Here is a 13,258-nt window from a genome sequence, read left to right on the forward strand (position 1 = left end):
GGGCGCCGTCCGCAACCCTGCGAATACGAGAACACGGAGAACTGGTTTGACGACGGCATTCAGGCGTTTTGGAAAGAGGTTGCTGGCTTCCGGCACTTTTCAGAACATTGCCGCCGCTGCGGTCTACCACACCCTCCGTTTTATCTACTGGAGCAATCGCAAATCGGCCGCCTCGGATGACCTTGTCGATGCGGTCAAGGGCAGATTGCCCGTGATTATCGCGCTCTGGCACGGCCAGCAACTGCTGACGCAGTTCGTCTATCCGGACAACAAATCGGTCGCGGCGCTGGTTTCAAGGAGCCGCGACGCGGAAATCAATGCCCGTATTCTCAAACTGTCCGGCGTCAGGGTGATCAGGGGCTCGGGCGGGCGGGAGCGCGCGCAGACCGCCCGCAAGGGAGGCGTGCGTGCCCTCAAGGGCATGGCGGACGCGCTTGCCGAGGGAATGAACATCGTCATGATCGCCGACATCTCCAAGGGCGCGCCGCGGCAGTCCGGCGAAGGCATCGTGGCACTTGCGAAACTGTCGGGACGGCCGATCTTTCCCATGGCGCTGGCCACCAGCCGCTATCATGTTGTCGAGAAATCGTGGGACAAGACCACGGTCAATTTACCTTTCGGTCGTCTGTGCCTTAAACTCGGTCGGCCCATCAATGTGCCGCGGGATGCCTCGGACGCGGATCTGGAAGAGTATCGTCAAAGGGTGACAGACGAATTGAACAGCGTGACCGATCAAGCCTATCGGGCAGTCAGGAACGGCGCATGAGTCTGGTCTGGGCGCGCCTGACATTGACCGCCTATCGCTGGCTGGGCGCGGCGATCTATCCGTTTTTGGGCTCCTACCTCGCCTTTCGGGCCACCAAGGGCAAGGAAGAACATGCCCGGCGCCGCGAACGCTACGGGTTTGCCAGCTCGCGGCGGCCGGAAGGTCCGGTCATCTGGGCGCATGCGGCGAGCGTCGGTGAAACCAACGCCGTCGTGCCGCTGATCGAGGAAGTTCTGAAGCGCGGTATCTCGGTTGTCCTGACGACGGGAACCGTCACTTCGGCGACATTGGCGGCCGAGCGTCTCGGCGACCGGGTGATCCATCAATATGTCCCGCTTGACCTCAAGCCGGCGGTCAGCCGTTTTCTCGACTATTGGAAGCCGGATCTGGCGCTGATCGCGGAATCGGAGATCTGGCCGATGACGATCCTCGAACTCGGGGCGCGGCGCATGCCGCAGGTGCTGGTCAACGGGCGCCTGTCGGACCGTTCCTTCAGCAGCTGGCGAAAGCGTCCACACCTGGCGGAGGCGCTCTTCGAGAACCTGTCCCTCGTCGTCGCGCAGTCCGAGGAGGATGCCGAACGGTTTCGCGCACTCGGCGCACGGCCGGTTTCCGTATCGGGCAATCTCAAGGTCGATACCGAACCGCCGCCTTACGACGAAATCGAGCTGCGCCGGCTGCAGAGCCGCATCGGCGATCGCGGTGTCTGGGCCGCGGTTTCGACCCATGCCGGCGAAGAGGCGATCGCCGCGGATGTGCACCAGTCGCTGAAATCCAGGCACAGGGCGTTGACCATTATCGTTCCGCGGCACCCGGAGCGCGCCGACGAGATCGAGAACATGCTGATCGGCCGCGGCCTGGTCGTCGCGAGGCGGTCGCGCGGTCAGGTCATCACGTCGGAAACGCAGATTTACTTGGGCGATACGATCGGTGAGATGGGCCTTTACCTGGAACTGGCGAGCATTGCCTTCGTCGGCCGCTCGCTGACCGGGGTTGGCGGCCAGAATCCACTCGAGCCCGCAATGCTGGACTGCGCCATTCTGTCGGGTCGCAATGTCCAGAATTTTCGCGACAGCTACCGCAGCCTGCTGAAGAATGGCGGCGCCAGGCTTGTCAATGACGGCGAGACCCTGGCGAAATCCGTTGAGTTCCTGCTCAGCAACCGCAGAGCCGGCGAGAAGATGCGGGCCGCGGCCAAGAAGACCGTGGAGGAGCTCAGCGGGGCGCTGCCGCGCACCGTGCGGGCCCTTGAACCCTATATCAAGCCGCTCACGGTCAAGGCGGAGCTCTATCAGGAGGGCGGCCGGCTAGCGCGATGGTGAGCGAGGCGCCCCCCTTCTGGTGGTCCAGTGCCGACTGGCGGGCCTGGTCGCTGTATCCGGCGTCGTGGATCTATGGAGCCGTTGCCCGTTCGCGCATGGAAAACGCGCCGCGCCGCGAGGTGCGGGCACCGGTGCTTTGCATCGGAAACTTCACCGTCGGCGGTGCCGGCAAGACGCCTACGGCCCTGGCGCTTTGTGCCGAGGCCGCCAAAGCGGGGTACAATCCAGGTTTTCTGTCGCGCGGCTATGGCGGCAGCTTGCGCTCGGTCGCCCTGGTGGACCTGAAACGCCACTACGCCGCCGATGTTGGCGACGAACCGCTTTTGCTCGCCGAAAAGGCACCGACGGTTGTTTCGCCGGACAGATATGCCGGCGCCGAGAAACTGCTGTCCCAGGGCGTTGATTTCATCATCATGGATGACGGCTTTCAAAGCGCGGCGATCCGGTTCGATTTCGCCCTGCTGGTTGTGGACGCCATGCGCGGCATCGGCAACGGCCATGTCATACCCGGCGGGCCGGTTCGTGCTCCAATGGTCGATCAGATGCGCAACGCATCGGCGCTGCTGGTGATCGGCGACGGAACGGCGGCCGACCCGGTGGTCCGCATTGCCGGGCGGGCCGCCAAACCCGTCTATCTGGCGCGGCTTGCCGTCCGCAAGCCGCGCAGTTTCAAGGGAAGGCGCGTGCTGGCATATGCCGCCATCGGAAATCCGAAAAAATTCTTCAGCAGCTTGCACGGCACCGGCGCGCATGTCGTCGCCGAGCGCAGTTTCGGCGACCATCACAAATTCGGCGAGGAGGAGGCCGCGGATCTGCTCGAATCGGCGGCGAAACACAAGCTAGAACTGATCACCACAAGCAAGGATATGGCGCGGCTCAAAGACGCGCGCGGAAAAGCCGCCGAGCTTGCCGAAAAGTCCGTTGTTCTGGAGGTTCAGCTACGATTCGAGCAAGCCGGCCTGGCTCGGACATTCATTGAGCGCACAGCCGAGGCCTTCAAGAAAAGGCAGCTCGCCGTCACGCACAGGCTCAACAGAATCAAAGGGGAATAATCGCCTTACCGCTGCGTCGGCAGGATACCGGCCCGTTCATCGGCGGTGACGGAGGCGTTCACATCCACATAGGCCTCCTGCCGCATGACGCTCCAGTATTTCAGCTCGTCGAGCGGAATGATCTCACCGGTCACCGCGCACCGCACATGGGAGCCCGGCGTTATGACCTGGAAGTCGGCATCGAGATAGCGGATTTTGGCTTCGCCGGAACCGTGGCCTTCAAATCTGTTCATGTCCGTTTCCCGTCAGCTCTTCCAGAGCCCAAAAGAAATTCAGCGCCTGCCGAACAGCCTCTCGATATCCGACAGTTTCAGTTCGATATAGGTCGGCCGTCCATGGTTGCACTGACCGGACCCGGGTGTCGCCTCCATCTGCCGCAGCAGACCGTTCATCTCCTCGGCGGACAGGCGCCGTCCCGAACGAACCGAACCGTGACATGCCATAGTGGCCGCGACATAGTCAATCCTGGCCTTGAGGCCGCCCGCATCGTCCCATTCGGCGATCTCGTCCGCGAGCTGGCGGATCAGCCCGGCGGCATCCATTTCACCGAGGATCGCCGGTGTTTCACGCACGGCAACCGCGCCGGGACCGAAACGCTCGATGACAAGACCGAGCCCGGCCAGCTCCGCGGCGTGGACAACCAGCCGGTCGCAGTCCTCTTCGGCAAGATCGACAATCTCGGGGATCAGCAGCACCTGCGAAGCCACATTGCCCTGATAGAGGGATTTCTTGAGGTTTTCATATACCAGCCGCTCATGGGCGGCATGCTGGTCGACGATGACCAGGCCGTCGCCGGTCTGCGCGACGATATAGTTTGCATGAAGCTGCGCCCGTGCGGCGCCCAGCGGATGATCGACATCCCCGGCCTGCGGTTCGCTTCGCGCCGACGGCTCCGACACCGTGTTGAGCACGCTTTGGCCACTTTCGGCAAATCCCGTTACCGCCGCGTCTGCAAGCGGGCGAAAAGGTGATGCGGCGGGATCGTAGCCGCCGTCACGGAAATCCGGCCGGTACGGTGCAGCGCCATTGCTGAAACCCTGGTTTGCCGTCCGGTTTTCCGGCCGGAACGCGGATACCATGTCACGTGCGCCGACGCTGGAGGCCCGATCGCCCTGGCGGGCCAGCGCCTCGCGAATTGCGCCGACGATGAGTCCGCGCACGAGGCCCGGGTCGCGGAAGCGCACATCGGCCTTGGCCGGATGCACATTGACATCGACAAGACGCGGATCGAGCGTGAGGGAAAGCACCGCGACCGGATAGCGTCCGCGCGGCATCGTATCGGCATAGGCGCCGCGCAGCGCCGAAAAGATCAGCTTGTCCTGCACGGGCCGCCCGTTGACGAAGGCATATTGCTGCAGCGAATTGGCGCGGTTGTAGGTCGGAACGCATGTGAAACCCGCAAGCCGGACATCTTCGCGCACGGCTTCCAGCGCGATCGCGTTGTCAGTGAATTCTTGACCCAGCACCTGCCCGACGCGCGCCAGCGCATCCTCTCCGGCGGACGGATAATCCAGCGTCGAACGGTCGGTTCCCGACAGTGTCATGCGCACATGCGGAAAGGCAATGGCGATACGCTTGAAGACCTCGGTGATCGCACCGCTCTCGGCGCGGTCGCTCTTGAGGAATTTCAGTCGGGCCGGCGTGGCGTAGAAAATGTCGCGCACCTCGACGATGGTGCCGGCATTGGCGGCGGCCGGCCGGACTGCCTCGACCGCGCCGCCCGACACGCGGACCTCGCAGGCGCTGTCTGCGTCCCTGGTGCGGCTGACGATGCGCAGTTTCGAAACGGAGCCGATTGACGGCAGTGCTTCGCCGCGAAAACCCAGCGTGGCGATATCGCTGAGATCCTCCGTGATCTTGGAGGTGCAGTGCCGCTTGACCGCAAGCGCCAGATCGTCCGGCGTCATGCCGCGTCCGTTGTCGGTGACCCGCACCAGCGCCTTGCCGCCGCCCGCCGTCGCGACCTCGATGCGGCTCGCGCCGGCGTCGATTGCATTCTCCACCAGTTCCTTGACGACGCTCGCCGGGCGTTCGATCACCTCGCCGGCGGCGATCTGGTTGATAAGCGTTTCTGGAAGGGGCCTGACAGTCATTGGAACAATCATCCCGGATTCGCCGCATCAAGAAAAGCCGGGAGCGGAAAATCGGTGAAGTTTTTCTTGCTATTGCGAATGATTTGCAATACAAGTTAGCACAAAGGCGATTGATGCGTGCTTTTGCATGCCCGGTTTTACGGAGTGACTGAATGATTTTGCGCCGCACCCTTGCTCTCACAGCCATCCTGGCCGCCTCGCTGGCGTTCGCGTTGCCGGTGAGCGCAGCACGGGCCGCCGAGAAGCTGAACATCGTAGCGACCGTGTCCATGGTCGGCGATGCGTTGACGGCGATATCCGGCGACCGCGCCGAAGTGACCACGCTGATGGGCGAGGGGGTCGACCCGCATCTTTACCGCCAGACGCAATCCGATATCGCGGCGATGGTCCGCGCTGACGCTGTGTTCTGGAACGGCCTGTACCTCGAGGCGCAGCTCGAGGAATTCCTGGAAAAGCTTGCCGCGCGCAAACCGGTCTATGCCATTGGCGAGGCGGTTCCCGTCGATCAGCGCCTGTCCAACGCCGACTATTCCGACCGCTACGATCCGCATGTGTGGATGACGCCGGATCTTTGGCGATATGCGGTCGAGGCGGCGCGTGACGCGCTTGTCGAACTCGATCCGGAAGGCGCGCAGGTTTATACGGAAAACACCAAAGCCTATCTGGCCGACCTCGATCGGCTTGCGGCCTTCGCCAGGCAAAGCCTGGCATCCGTGCCACAGGAAAAACGGGTGCTGATCACCGCCCATGACGCGTTTGGCTATTTCGGCCAAGGCTACGATTTCGAGGTTGTCGGCATCCAGGGTCTTTCGACGGAAAGCGAGGCCGGCCTGCAGCGGGTCGACGAGATCGTCAATATGATCGTCGATCGCGACATCGGGGCCATTTTCGTCGAAACCTCCGTGTCGGAGCGCAATGTCCGCGCGCTGATTGAGGGCGCCGCCGCTCGCGGGCACAAGGTCGTCGTCGGCGGCCAGCTCTTCTCCGATGCAATGGGATCGGCCGGTACCTATACCGGAACCTATATCGGCATGATCGATTCCAACGTGACGGTCATAACGAATGCGCTGGGCGGCAACGCGCCCGCTGCCGGTCTCAACGGCAAACTGGCCGGTAGCTGAGATGAACGTCCACGTTGCAGACAGCGGTGCCGCGCTCAAGGTTCGCGGACTGTCTGTCGCCTATGGCGACAAGCCCGCCCTGTCGTCGGTGGATGCGGCCTTTCAGCAGGGGCGGATGAGCGCAATCGTCGGACCCAACGGGGCCGGCAAGTCGACCCTGCTCAAGGCGGCCATGGGGATCATCCCGTCGATCAGCGGCGATGCCCTGTTTTTCGGCCGCCCGCTTGACGAGGTCCGCAGCCGGATCGCCTATGTTCCGCAGCGCGCCAGTGTTGACTGGGATTTCCCCGCGACCGTCATCGATGTGGTCCTGATGGGGCTGTATCGCAGCCTTGGCCCGTTCAAGCTGATCGGCCGCGGGCAGCGTGCGCTCGCTCTGAACTGCCTTGAGGAAGTGGATATGGTATCGCTCGCCGACCGTCAGATCGGTCAGCTCTCGGGCGGACAACAGCAGCGCGTCTTTATCGCGCGTGCGCTCGCCCAGAAGGCGGATCTCCTGTTGCTGGACGAGCCCTTTGCCGGTGTCGACGCGGCCACCGAGAAGACGATCATCACGCTGCTGAAAAAACTCGTCCGCGAAGGCGGCACGGCCGTTGCCGTGCATCACGACCTTTCGACGGTCACGGCCTATTTCGATGACGTGCTCGTTCTGAATGTGCGGCGCATTGCCAATGGTCCGGTGGACAAGGCTTTCACCGAGGAGCATCTGGCCGAAGCCTATGGCGGCCGCCTTGTGCAGCCGGAACCGGAACTCGCCTGAGCGGATCGATGTTCGATATTTCCGCATTCGTCGACGCGCTCACCTTCCGCGCCGGCTACAACACAGCCATTGTCGCGATCGGGGCCATCCTGCTCGGCTGGGCGGGCGGCACGGTCGGCACCTATCTTCTGCTGCGTCAGCGCTCGCTGGTCTCCGATGCATTGAGCCATGCGACCCTGCCGGGCGTCGGCGTTGCCTTTCTGGTGATGGCATGGTTCGGCGGTTCGGGGCGTTTTCTGCCCGGTCTGCTGCTCGGCGCCGCCATTAGCGCGATGATCGGGCTTGCCTGTGTCGAATGGTTGACGCGCCGCACGCGGCTGAAATCGGACGCCGCCATCGGCGCCGTTCTTTCATCCTTTTTCGGCCTTGGCATCGTCCTGCTGACGGTCATCCAGTCCCTCGGGATCGGGCGACAGGCGGGCATCGGCAGTTTTCTGCTCGGCTCGACCTCCGGCATGCTGCGTAACGAGGCCTATACGCTGGCCGCGCTGGCGCTTTTTGTCGCGTTCCTCGTCTTCGTCTTCCGACGGCCGCTGACCCTGGTGTGTTTTGACGAGACCTTTGCCCGTACGTCCGGGATCGATATACGCCGCACCGATCTGCTGTTGATGTTTCTCGTCATGGCCGTGACCGTGACGGGGCTGCGGATCGTCGGCCTCATCCTTGTCGTGGCGCTGCTGATCATTCCGCCGGTCGCCGCGCGGTTCTGGACGGAAAAGACCGGAACGATGATCGTCGCCAGTGGCTTGATCGGCGCGGCCTCGGGATTTGTCGGCACGGCCCTGTCGGCCTCTGTGCCCAATTTCCCGGCAGGCCCGGTGATCGTGCTTGTCGCCGCGGTCCTGTTCGCCCTGTCGCTGCTCTTCGCGCCGGCACGCGGCGTTTTCTACGGGCTCTACAGGGCGCGGGCCTTCTCACGCAAGGTTCACCGGCGTCAGGGCCTGCTGGCGATCCTGCGCGGCGAGGCGATTTACGATCACGACACGCTCAAGGTCCTGAGGTCGGAAAAACTCATTCACGGCGACGGAACGCCGACCCGGGCCGGTCTGGATGCCGCCGAGACGGCAGCCCGCGAAGAGGCGCTCTGGACGATTTACGCCCGCAACAACCCGGATGCCGCCAACCGCGCTGCGCGCATGCGGCTTGATCCCATCGCCGAACGCCTCACCGCCGGTGAAATCGCCGAACTTGAAAGGCAGTTTGCCGGCCCGTCCGGCGTGCTGCCGGCGCGGTAGGAGGCGATCATGGGTGATTTCTATATCGGACTTGTGCTGGTTCCCATGACGATCGGCGCCCTCGCGGCCGTCTCCTGCGCTCTGCTGGGCAACTTCCTGGTATTGCGCAAACAGAGCCTCATGGGCGACGCGGTGAGCCATGTCGTGCTGCCCGGTATCGTCGTCGCATTCATCGTCACCGGCTCTATCTCGGTCTGGCCCATGCTGCTTGGGGCTGCCGCTGCGGCCCTGATTTCGGCGCTGTTGATCGAACTCGTCCGCAACCTCGGCAAGGTCGAACCCGGCGCTGCGATGGGCGTCGTCTTTACCGCGCTCTTTGCACTGGGTGTCGTGCTGCTTGAGCAGAGCGATACGAGGCAGGTGCATTTCGATGTCGAGCATGCGCTCTACGGAAACCTGGAAAGCCTTGTATGGCTGTCCGGCATGGACGCGCAGTCGCTGTTCGACCGGCAGGCGCTTGCGGACCTTCCGCCGCAGCTTGCTCGCCTTGCACTGGCCCTCGTCGCGGTTGTGATATTCCTGATTGCCTTCTGGCGGCAGCTTGTGGTTTCCACCTTTGATCCGGTCTTTGCGCAGGCCACGGGCGTGCCCGTCCGCCTTGTCGGTGCGGCCTTGATCTCGCTCGTCGCCATCGTGGCGGTCACGGCATTCGAGGCCGTGGGTGCGATCATCACGATTGCCATGCTGATTTGCCCGGCCGCCGCCGCACGGCTGATGACCAATCGCCTGATCCCGCAGCTTCTGTGGAGCGTGCTTTTTGCGCTGCTGTCCGCGGTAGTGGGTTTCTGGGCCGCGGGAAGCGGCATGGCGCTCATCGGCAGTGGCTTCAGTGTCAGTGCGGCCGGGATGATCGCCGCGGTCAGCGGCATAATACTGGCCGCGTGCGCCTTGGCTGCACCGCAAAGGCGCGGAGCGGCCGGCTGATATCGGGCAAGCAAACTCCGGGTTGTGCCGATCGACCGCGCAGGCCGCGTAATTTTCCGAATCGATATCCGATATTGACGGAATTTCAATGGGTTGCTGGGGCCTGATCCGAAAAGGCGTAATCGTCTGATAGTTGTTTCTTAACAAAACTGCGCCATGCTGGTGCAATGGATATGGTGTTCCTCCACCATTTGGGCGTAAGGAAGAAACGATGTCGGTTGAACTGGCCTCCGGTCGCATAAGGACCACGGGCGGGGCGGAAGCCGTCTGCTATACGGACCCTTTGACCGGTTTGGGCAACCGCGCCAGGCTGCGCGACAAGATCTCCAAGCTGGTACAGGAACGATCGCTCGATCCGGCGCCGTTTACCGTCGGTCTTGTCAATCTGGACGGCTTCAGGCCGATCAACGATCTTTTCGGCCACACGGCCGGCGATGACATCCTGTGCCAGGTGGCGCACCGCCTGCGTGCCTGCATGCCGCCGGGCGCGGTGGCCGTACGCCTTGAAAACGATGCTTTCGCCTTCGTCCTGCCGCTTGTGTTCGACGAGCGCGGCGCGGAGAAGGTCAGCGACATCTTCAAGGATGTGCTGTCCGCTCCCTATGATCTCGGAAAGCGTACGGTTCGCCTGTCGTCATCTTTCGGTTTTGCCATCTACCCTTATGCCGGCGAGGACTACGGCCAATTGATGGAAAGCGTCGACACGGCGCTCTACCGCTCGAAGCGACGCGGCCGTGGTCAGACCACGGTCTACTCCGTCGACATCGCCGAGGAAATGAAGCGCGCGACGCAGCTCGAGCAGGCGCTCCGGCGCGCCATTATCGCCGATGAGGTGGATGTGCACTTCCAGCCCATTGTCGATCTGCGCAATGGCGCCCCTGTCGGTTTCGAGGCGCTGGCGCGCTGGCATGACGACGAACTCGGCTTTGTCTCGCCAGCCACCTTCATTCCGCTTGCCGAGGAGCGTGGCATCATCGAGCCGCTTACCGAGGCAATGCTGAAGAAGGCGACACGGACGGCGTTGAGCTGGCCGGTCGAGATGTTCCTGTCCTTCAATCTTTCCTCGGCGCAGCTTCTGGATCCCACGACCCACGACAAGATCATGGCGATCCTCAGATCGGTCGGCTTCGATCCGCGTCGTCTCGGCCTGGAAATCACCGAGACCGCAATGATGGCCGACCCGGAAATCGCCAACAGCATTATCGACAGCCTGCGCGCCGAGGGCGTGTCCATTTCTCTCGATGATTTCGGCACCGGTCAGTCAAGCCTCGGCAGGCTTCGCGAAATCGCGCTCGACAAGGTCAAGATCGACCGGACTTTCGTTTCCGAGATTACCCGAGACCGGCCCTCCGAGCACATCATCAAGGCAATCATCGCACTGTGCGAAGGTCTTGATCTTGAGGTCGTCGCGGAAGGAATCGAAACCAGGGAGCAGGCGGACAAATTGCTGCAGCTGGGCTGTTCGATCGGCCAGGGCTATCTGTACGGCCGGCCGATGAGTGCTGACCGGATTCAGCAGTTTATAAGCGCTGCCGGCACCGTGCTGACCGCCCAGCAGCAATTCCGCTAGCGCCGCGTCTGACGCTGGCACCTCCAAATTTGCCGTTTTGGGTATGATGCGGGCAATTCTTGCCGTATTTAATGCGCCGGTATCGACACATCGACCGGGCTGCGCTGAACCATGCAGGATTTTGCCGCATCATTTTTCGAGGCCTTTCGGCTTGTCCTGGGGTTGGATCCAGGGCTGATCGAAATCGTCTTGCTGTCCTTGAAAGTCAGCATGACCGCCGTATTCATCGCCACGATTATCGGATTGCCGCTGGGTGCCTTCCTTGCCGTCACCCGGTTTCCGGGGCGCGGCATCGTCATCGTCACGGTGACGGCCCTGATGGGGCTGCCGCCGGTGGTCGTCGGCCTTGTCGTTTACATGCTGCTGTCCAATGCGGGGGCCCTCGGGCCGCTGCAACTGCTCTACACACCGACCGCCATGATCATTGCGCAGACGGTCCTGGTCGTGCCGATCATCGCCGCGCTCGCCCGCCAGACACTTGAAGATCTCAACGGCGAATACCGCGATCAACTCATGCTTTTCGGTCTCGGCTCGCTGGCGCGGCTGCGCACGCTGCTGTGGGAAGGGCGCTACAGCCTGATGACCGCGCTGCTCGCCGGGTTCGGGCGCGCTGTTGCGGAAGTCGGCGCCGTGATCATCGTCGGCGGCAACATCAATCATGTCACGCGTGTCATGACGACGGCGATTGCCCTGGAAACCTCGAAGGGCAATCTGGCCCTGGCGCTCGGCCTCGGTCTGATCCTTGTCATCATAGCCTTTGCCGTCAATGCGTTGGTCTTCCTGCTTCGCGCCGCAGCCGAAAGGTCGGCCTATGCATGAGGTCGTCCGCTCCGGCCCGCAGGCGGCAGCCAAACCGATCCTGCCCGTATCGGCGGAGCGGTTGTTCGTGCGCCGCAAGGGCAGGGTGCTTCTCGATATCGAGGCACTGACGATCGGCGGCCGTGGCACAACCGTGCTGGTCGGCCCTAATGGTGCGGGAAAATCGCTGCTGCTCAATGTGTTGGCCGGCCTGCGGGCGCCGGATTCGGGCCGCGTGCTCTGGAATGGCGAGCCGCCGAACCGTCAGCGTTACTGCCGCTTCGGCATGGTCCTGCAGCGGCCTGTGCTCCTGCGCCGTTCCGTGCGCGCAAACGTCGAGTTCGCGCTGCGCGCCGTCGGCAGCTCGGCAGAACAGGCACGCGCCCAGGCGCACCGGGCGCTGGAGGCCGCCGGATTGCTGGCCCTTGCGAATGCCTCGGCGCGGGTCTTGTCCGGCGGCGAGATGCAGAGGCTGGCGCTGACCCGTGCCCTGGCGGCGGGGCCTGATCTGCTCTTTCTGGACGAGCCGACATCCAGCCTCGATCCCGCCTCCATGCAGACCATCGAGGCCATGGTCAGGAACGCCAGTGAGGACGGCATGCGCATCGTGCTGATCGCCCATGATCTTGCCCAGGCCCGGCGCCTTGGCGACGAGATTATCTTCATGCATCGCGGAAAGATTGTCGAACATGCCCCGACGGACCGGTTTTTCGGCGCGCCCGCGACCCCGGAGGCACAGGCCTTCATCGCCGGCAAGATACTAATTTAGCTATTTCAGGAGGAACCATGTTCACATCGTTGCGCTGTCTGGCGGTCACGCTGACGACAATTCTGTTCCCGGTGGCCACGGTTGCCGCGGGGGAGTTCATCGTGCTGCAGTCGACCACATCGACGCAGAATTCCGGCCTCTACGAGCATTTGCTGCCCGGATTTGAGAAAAAGACCGGCATACAGGTGCGGGTCGTCGCAGTGGGCACCGGCCAGGCGATCAAGAATGCGGGCAATTGCGATGGCGACCTGCTGCTCGTGCATGCCAAGGCGGCAGAGGAAGCCTTTGTCGCCGAGGGCGGCGGTAAGCAACGCCGCGATGTCATGTACAATGATTTCGTGCTCGTCGGCCCCTCCGCGGATCCGGCGGAAATAGGCGGCAGTGCGCAGATCGGCGATGCGCTTCAAAGGATTGCGCATTCACGCGCGGCCTTTGCATCGCGCGGCGACGATTCGGGAACCCACAAGAAGGAGCTCGCGCTGTGGAACGGCATCGGTGTCGATCCTCAGGCACACAGCGGAAGCTGGTACCGCGAAACCGGCTCCGGAATGGGTGCGACGCTGAATGTGGCCGTCGGCATGGACGCCTATGTGCTGACCGACCGGGCGACCTGGATCAGCTTCGGTAACCAGGCCGACCACCGGATCCTGGTCGAGGGCGATCCGGCGCTTTTCAATCAATATGGCGTTGTCACCATCGATCCTGCCCATTGCCCCAATGTCAAGGAAGCGGCAGCCGAACGCTTTGTCGAATGGCTGCTCGGCCCCGAGGGCCAGGCGGCGATTGCCGGTTTCCGTCTCGACGGGCAGCAGCTTTTCCATCCGAACGCGAAGAACGGCGGAAGCTGA

13 protein-coding genes are annotated in these 13,258 nt (G+C 63.0%); 11 read left to right on the forward strand and 2 right to left on the reverse strand.

Annotation, left to right across the window (positions count from 1 at the left end; genetic code table 11):
- The first annotated feature begins 46 nt into the window (after positions 1-46).
- The 3 genes from OOZ53_RS19985 to lpxK are packed head-to-tail and all read left to right on the forward strand — an operon-like array spanning position 47 to position 3,140.
- Positions 47-766, forward strand: coding sequence for a lysophospholipid acyltransferase family protein (locus OOZ53_RS19985; protein WP_271091490.1), 720 nt, complete (start codon positions 47-49; stop codon positions 764-766).
- Positions 763-2,088, forward strand: coding sequence for a lipid IV(A) 3-deoxy-D-manno-octulosonic acid transferase (gene waaA / locus OOZ53_RS19990; RefSeq protein WP_271091491.1), 1,326 nt, complete (start codon positions 763-765; stop codon positions 2,086-2,088). Before OOZ53_RS19985 ends, waaA begins: the two co-directional genes overlap by 4 nt.
- Positions 2,082-3,140 (forward strand): tetraacyldisaccharide 4'-kinase, encoded by a 1,059-nt coding sequence (gene lpxK / locus OOZ53_RS19995; protein ID WP_271091492.1) that lies wholly within the window; start codon positions 2,082-2,084, stop codon positions 3,138-3,140. The genes waaA and lpxK overlap by 7 nt, the downstream gene beginning before the upstream one ends.
- 5 nt (positions 3,141-3,145) lie before the next feature.
- Here the strand turns inward: lpxK and OOZ53_RS20000 are convergent, their stop codons facing one another.
- Both OOZ53_RS20000 and mutL read right to left on the reverse strand, forming a co-directional pair.
- Entirely contained in the window at positions 3,146-3,373 is a 228-nt protein-coding gene (locus OOZ53_RS20000) for a DUF2093 domain-containing protein (RefSeq protein WP_271091493.1), read from the reverse strand.
- A gap of 39 nt (positions 3,374-3,412) precedes the next feature.
- Positions 3,413-5,233, reverse strand: coding sequence for a DNA mismatch repair endonuclease MutL (mutL, locus tag OOZ53_RS20005; RefSeq protein WP_271091494.1), 1,821 nt, complete (start codon positions 5,231-5,233; stop codon positions 3,413-3,415).
- 152 nt (positions 5,234-5,385) lie between these two features.
- On the opposite strand from mutL, the gene OOZ53_RS20010 reads away from it, so the two are divergent.
- The 8 genes from OOZ53_RS20010 to OOZ53_RS20045 all read left to right on the forward strand — a co-directional run bounded on the left by OOZ53_RS20010 (position 5,386) and on the right by OOZ53_RS20045 (position 13,258).
- Positions 5,386-6,354: a metal ABC transporter solute-binding protein, Zn/Mn family gene (locus tag OOZ53_RS20010; RefSeq protein WP_271091495.1), complete on the forward strand. Its 969-nt coding sequence runs from the start codon at positions 5,386-5,388 to the stop codon at positions 6,352-6,354.
- Position 6,355: 1 nt separating this feature from the next.
- Complete coding sequence (locus tag OOZ53_RS20015; protein WP_271091496.1) at positions 6,356-7,114, forward strand: metal ABC transporter ATP-binding protein; 759 nt, start codon at positions 6,356-6,358, stop codon at positions 7,112-7,114.
- A gap of 8 nt (positions 7,115-7,122) precedes the next feature.
- Complete coding sequence (locus OOZ53_RS20020) at positions 7,123-8,349, forward strand: metal ABC transporter permease (protein WP_271091497.1); 1,227 nt, start codon at positions 7,123-7,125, stop codon at positions 8,347-8,349.
- Positions 8,350-8,358: 9 nt separating this feature from the next.
- On the forward strand, positions 8,359-9,273 hold the full coding sequence (locus OOZ53_RS20025; protein ID WP_271091498.1) for a metal ABC transporter permease: 915 nt from the start codon (positions 8,359-8,361) through the stop codon (positions 9,271-9,273).
- A gap of 211 nt (positions 9,274-9,484) precedes the next feature.
- Positions 9,485-10,843 carry a putative bifunctional diguanylate cyclase/phosphodiesterase gene (locus OOZ53_RS20030; protein ID WP_271091499.1) on the forward strand — a complete coding sequence of 453 codons (1,359 nt, stop codon included), beginning with the start codon at positions 9,485-9,487 and terminating at the stop codon, positions 10,841-10,843.
- Between the two features lie 111 nt (positions 10,844-10,954).
- Positions 10,955-11,662, forward strand: a complete 708-nt coding sequence (locus OOZ53_RS20035; RefSeq protein ID WP_271091500.1) for an ABC transporter permease — start codon at positions 10,955-10,957, stop codon at positions 11,660-11,662.
- Positions 11,655-12,410, forward strand: a complete 756-nt coding sequence (locus tag OOZ53_RS20040) for an ATP-binding cassette domain-containing protein (protein ID WP_271091501.1) — start codon at positions 11,655-11,657, stop codon at positions 12,408-12,410. Before OOZ53_RS20035 ends, OOZ53_RS20040 begins: the two co-directional genes overlap by 8 nt.
- 17 nt (positions 12,411-12,427) lie before the next feature.
- Positions 12,428-13,258: an ABC transporter substrate-binding protein gene (locus OOZ53_RS20045; protein WP_271091502.1), complete on the forward strand. Its 831-nt coding sequence runs from the start codon at positions 12,428-12,430 to the stop codon at positions 13,256-13,258.

This window comes from Allohoeflea poritis (assembly GCF_027889715.1).
GTDB classification, from domain to species: domain Bacteria; phylum Pseudomonadota; class Alphaproteobacteria; order Rhizobiales; family Rhizobiaceae; genus Hoeflea_A; species Hoeflea_A poritis.

What these genes read in the sequence shown, in the direction of transcription:
- OOZ53_RS20030 (WP_271091499.1), top strand. Translation starts at nt 9,485, where the DNA reads ATGTCGGTTGAACTGGCCTCCGGTCGCATAAGGACCACGGGCGGGGCG.
- OOZ53_RS20000 (WP_271091493.1), bottom strand. Translation starts at nt 3,373, where the DNA reads ATGAACAGATTTGAAGGCCACGGTTCCGGCGAAGCCAAAATCCGCTAT.
- OOZ53_RS20045 (WP_271091502.1), top strand. Translation starts at nt 12,428, where the DNA reads ATGTTCACATCGTTGCGCTGTCTGGCGGTCACGCTGACGACAATTCTG.
- waaA (WP_271091491.1), top strand. Translation starts at nt 763, where the DNA reads ATGAGTCTGGTCTGGGCGCGCCTGACATTGACCGCCTATCGCTGGCTG.
- OOZ53_RS20010 (WP_271091495.1), top strand. Translation starts at nt 5,386, where the DNA reads ATGATTTTGCGCCGCACCCTTGCTCTCACAGCCATCCTGGCCGCCTCG.
- OOZ53_RS20035 (WP_271091500.1), top strand. Translation starts at nt 10,955, where the DNA reads ATGCAGGATTTTGCCGCATCATTTTTCGAGGCCTTTCGGCTTGTCCTG.
- OOZ53_RS20025 (WP_271091498.1), top strand. Translation starts at nt 8,359, where the DNA reads ATGGGTGATTTCTATATCGGACTTGTGCTGGTTCCCATGACGATCGGC.
- OOZ53_RS20020 (WP_271091497.1), top strand. Translation starts at nt 7,123, where the DNA reads ATGTTCGATATTTCCGCATTCGTCGACGCGCTCACCTTCCGCGCCGGC.
- OOZ53_RS20015 (WP_271091496.1), top strand. Translation starts at nt 6,356, where the DNA reads ATGAACGTCCACGTTGCAGACAGCGGTGCCGCGCTCAAGGTTCGCGGA.
- OOZ53_RS20040 (WP_271091501.1), top strand. Translation starts at nt 11,655, where the DNA reads ATGCATGAGGTCGTCCGCTCCGGCCCGCAGGCGGCAGCCAAACCGATC.
- lpxK (WP_271091492.1), top strand. Translation starts at nt 2,082, where the DNA reads ATGGTGAGCGAGGCGCCCCCCTTCTGGTGGTCCAGTGCCGACTGGCGG.
- mutL (WP_271091494.1), bottom strand. Translation starts at nt 5,233, where the DNA reads ATGACTGTCAGGCCCCTTCCAGAAACGCTTATCAACCAGATCGCCGCC.